Here is a 3,912-nt window from a genome sequence, read left to right on the forward strand (position 1 = left end):
CCCAAGTTTCCCGTGCCGGACAGGCACTTCCGTGCATTACAGGCCCGTGTCAACCCCCGAACCATGAAACGGCGAGGCTAGTGGGGACGCCGATGCAGCCAAATGGTTAGGCGGCCACCGGCTCGGACGCGGCTGGCCACCTCCGGCGCCCAACCCACGCCGGACAGCAGCCACCCGGCAGACCATCGACATCCTGACGCCGGCGGCGGCTTGGGCCGTTCGGCATTCCGGACGAGCCGACCGTTTTGTGCAGGGACCGGGGGCGGGAAACTACTCTGAGTGGATGAAGGGTCGGCAGGCCAACCTCTTCCTGCTGGTGATCGTCCCGCTGGCCGCGTTGTCCGGCGCCGTCATGTTCCTGCTCGGCAGCGGGCCAGTGTGGCCGGTAGCCGTCCTGCATGGCGCGGTGGGCCTGGCGGTGCTGGTCCTCACCCCGTGGAAGTCGGTAGTGGTCCGTCGCGGCTTGAGACGGACGCGGCGCCGGGGTTCGGGGACGTCGCTGGCCTTGACGGGTGTGGTGGTTCTGGCCCTGGGCACGGGTCTCGCGCATGTCGACGGTGCCCTCTTGGCGGACTCTCCGGTGACCACGATGCAGCTTCACGTCGGTGCCGGGATTCTTGCGCTGGTTCTGCTGCTGGCGCACGCCCGACGGCGACGGGTCCGCGTACGCCGGGCCGAGGCCTCGCGGCGCACGCTCCTGCGTGTGGCGCTCGTCGGGCTGGCGGCCGGCGTCCTGGACGCGGGAGTGCGGACAGCCGGAGCGCTGGCCACCCCACGGGGTCTCCGCCGTCCGACCGGTTCCTTCCGGCTCGGGTCGTCCACGGTTGCGGCCATCCCGACCACCTCATGGTTGTTCGACCGGGCCCCCGAGATCGCACCGCAGTCGTGGCGCCTGACCGTCGTGGCCGACGACGGCAGCACCCGGGCCTGGTCCCTGGACGAGCTGCGCCGCTGGGACGACCGCCAGACGGCGGTTCTGGACTGCACCGGCGGCTGGTGGACCGAGCAGGAGTGGTCAGGGGTACGCCTCGCAAGGCTGTTCCCGGTGGGGACCACCGGGACGGTCGAGGTGCTCAGCGCCACGGGTTACGTCAGAAGGCTGCCCCTCACCGACGATCTCCTCCTGGCCACCGCGGTTGGTGGCACCCCGTTGTCCGTCGGCCACGGGGCGCCCGCGCGCCTGGTCGTCCCGGGACGGCGCGGCTACCACTGGGTCAAGTGGGTGGTGCGGATCTCTCACGACGACCGTCCGTGGTGGGTCGAGCCCCCGTTTCCCCTGCAGTGAGCGAGACAGGCGGCTGGCCCGCCGGCCGGCGGCGAAGCGGTCAGGCGCCACGGTGCTGCCCGTCCAAGGCAGGATCGCGGAGGGTGTCCTGGGAGGAGGCGGCCTTGTCCTCGTCGGGCTCCCAGCGCAGGAGGTCACCCGGCTGGCAGTCCAGCACCTGGCACAGCGCCGCCAAGGTCGTGAAGCGCACCGCTTTGGCGCGGCCGTTCTTGAGGACGGCGATGTTGGCAGGCGTGATGCCGACCCGATCTGCGAGCGCACCGACTGGCATCTTGCGCCTGGCGAGCATCACGTCGATGTCGACGACGATGGGCATCAGATCACCTCATCGAGCTCGGACTGCAGGTGCTTGGCCTCCCGGTCCAGCGCCACTGCCTGGGCCAGCAGCGCCCTGAGCACGTAGACGACCAGTGCCACGCCCGCGACTACCACGGCAAGCCCGCAGAGGAGTCCCACAAGGCCGGGAGCGACCGCGTCCTCGGGCACGGCGTGGTTGGCAAACCGGGCCACCACGGCGACGCTGAAGGTCAGAGCCGACGCAACCGCAATCGCGCCGATGACGATGTCGACGTAGCGGAACGCTGCGTACGAAAAGACTGTGCTGCGCTCGACCATGGTCAGCAACCGCCAGATGCAGACGGCGACAACTTGCAAGCTCGCGACTGCGAGGATGCCAATGACGAGCAAGGGCACTTCCAGCCCAGGATGCGCCTCCTTGCTGTCCAACCACAGCAGGGCGACCATCACCCCCTGCACCACCACGGAACCTGCCAGCGCGACGGCGATCACCGCCCGCAAGGTTCTCACTACCCAACGGCTCATTTGTCGACTCCGATGTATCGCAGGATGATCGAACTCTATCGACATTCGACAGGTGGGGCAACCTCGGGACAAGCCTCGATCGGCACAGAACGGCTGGTTCGGCTGTGAAGGCTGATCCTGTTCAGGTATGGCGACCGCGCACCCTTGACGGTGGGCACTGCTCCGAAGCGCGGTCCCGGGGGCTAGAGGTGCGCGCGGCAGCGTCGGGCGGCCAGGACGGCCAGCGACCGGGTGGTGCTGATGAGCTCGGCGATGTCGACCTGCTCGCGCGGTGCGTGCGCATAACGGACGTCTCCGGGTCCGTAGTGGAGTGTGGGGATGCCGCCGATTCCGGCATACAGGCGTAGGTCGCTGCCGTAGGGCGCGGCCGCGAGTGAGGCGTCACGTCCCTCGGTGTCGCGGACGGCGCCGAGCACGTGGTCCACGAGCGTGTGGTGGGGGTCGATCTGTCCGCTGGCAAACTGTCCACCCGGCCAGGTCACCTCGGGCGGGTGGTCGCGTAGCCATGGGTCCCGGCGGCTGGCCTCGGCGATTGCCTGCTCGAGTGCTGCGCGCGCTATGGCCGGTGGCTCATCGATCTGCACCCCCAGCCGTCCTTCGGCGATGAGCAGGTCGGGGACGCTGCTGGCCCAATCGCCGGCACGCACCGTGCCGATGGAGATGGGGTACGGAAGGACGTTGCTCCCGAAGAGCGCGTCCGGCTCCGCGTTGCGCTGGCGCTCGAGGTCGGTGAGGGCGGCGTGGAGGGGCAGGAACGCGTCCAGCGCGCTGTGGCCGGCGAGCTTGGCGCTGCCGTGCGCGGCGCGTCCGGACACTCGCACCCGGAACGTCAGTGCTCCCGCATTGGCGACGACGACGTCCCCGCTGGTGGGTTCGGTGATCACGGCCGCCTCGCCACGGTGGCCGCGCAGCATGGTGGCGAACGCCCCGAGCCCGCCGTCCTCCTCGCTGATCACCGCATGCAGCGCAAACGGCCGCTCGAGCGTGACTCCGGAGGCCACGAGGGCGCGGGCGACAGCCAGGTTGGCTGCCACTCCGGCCTTCATGTCGCACGCCCCGCGGCCGTGGATGGCGCCGCCGCCGACGGAGCCGCTCCAAGGGTCCCGCTGTGGCCACTTGTCCAGATCGCCGGTCGGGACCACGTCGACGTGGCCCTGCAGAACCAGCGCGGGCACCCCGGGCGGCCCGAGGACTCCGACGACGCCGTATCCCTCGGTGCGCGGCACCTCGGTGCCGGGGTGGTCCGGACGGGCTGCGAGTTGGTCAAGGTCGATCTGCCAGCTGTCGACGTCGAACCCCAGCGCCTCGAGCTGTCTGGCGTGTCGGTGCTGCAGGTCGGACTCGGCGTCACTGCCGGTCACGCTGGGGACGCGGATCAGCTCCACCAGCTCATCCACCAGTGCCTGCTCGTCGATGACGTCGAGCACGTCACGCTCGGCGCGCGACAATCCAGGCGCCACCGCGGTGGCCAAGGTCTCCACATCAACGACGGTAGCGACGGGATTGTGTCGACGCTATACCAAGAAATCGTAGATTGCCTCATAGGATGTATGACGTGATGCACCTTCAGCAATTGCGTGTCCTGGTCGCAGTGCGAGACCACGGCACGCTCACCGCCGCTGCCGAGGCGCTGGGTTACGGGGTGCCGACGATCGCGCACCACCTTGGAAGCCTGGAACGCCACTTCCAGGTGCGCCTCGTCGAGCGCGACCGCCGCGGCGCCAGACTCACAGACCCGTGAATACCCTTGCCGGGCGCAGGGGTGAGCGACCGGGTGGTTGACCCGGTTGTGAAGGTGCCGTTGT

Annotated in this window: 5 protein-coding genes; 2 read left to right on the top strand and 3 right to left on the bottom strand. The window is 69.5% G+C overall.

The window, feature by feature from the left end; translation table 11 throughout:
* The first annotated feature begins 283 nt into the window (after positions 1-283).
* Positions 284-1,285: a molybdopterin-dependent oxidoreductase gene (locus FCN22_RS21185; RefSeq protein WP_137123548.1), complete on the top strand. Its 1,002-nt coding sequence runs from the start codon at positions 284-286 to the stop codon at positions 1,283-1,285.
* Between the two features lie 40 nt (positions 1,286-1,325).
* Here FCN22_RS21185 and FCN22_RS21190 read toward each other — a convergent pair whose 3' ends face one another.
* The 3 genes from FCN22_RS21190 to FCN22_RS21200 all read right to left on the bottom strand — a co-directional run bounded on the left by FCN22_RS21190 (position 1,326) and on the right by FCN22_RS21200 (position 3,588).
* Positions 1,326-1,601 carry a helix-turn-helix domain-containing protein gene (locus FCN22_RS21190; RefSeq protein ID WP_137123549.1) on the bottom strand — a complete coding sequence of 92 codons (276 nt, stop codon included), beginning with the start codon at positions 1,599-1,601 and terminating at the stop codon, positions 1,326-1,328.
* Positions 1,601-2,074, bottom strand: a complete 474-nt coding sequence (locus FCN22_RS21195; RefSeq protein WP_338016669.1) for a DUF2975 domain-containing protein — start codon at positions 2,072-2,074, stop codon at positions 1,601-1,603. Before FCN22_RS21195 ends, FCN22_RS21190 begins: the two co-directional genes overlap by 1 nt.
* A 215-nt stretch (positions 2,075-2,289) precedes the next feature.
* Positions 2,290-3,588 (bottom strand): ArgE/DapE family deacylase, encoded by a 1,299-nt coding sequence (locus tag FCN22_RS21200; protein WP_137123551.1) that lies wholly within the window; start codon positions 3,586-3,588, stop codon positions 2,290-2,292.
* Positions 3,589-3,665: 77 nt separating this feature from the next.
* Here FCN22_RS21200 and FCN22_RS21205 point away from each other — a divergent pair, with 77 nt between their 5' ends.
* Positions 3,666-3,848 carry a helix-turn-helix domain-containing protein gene (locus tag FCN22_RS21205; RefSeq protein ID WP_137123552.1) on the top strand — a complete coding sequence of 61 codons (183 nt, stop codon included), beginning with the start codon at positions 3,666-3,668 and terminating at the stop codon, positions 3,846-3,848.
* The last annotated feature ends 64 nt before the right edge of the window (positions 3,849-3,912 follow it).

The sequence above is a fragment of the Segeticoccus rhizosphaerae genome, from assembly GCF_005222685.1.
GTDB classification, from domain to species: Bacteria; Actinomycetota; Actinomycetes; order Actinomycetales; family Dermatophilaceae; genus Segeticoccus; species Segeticoccus rhizosphaerae.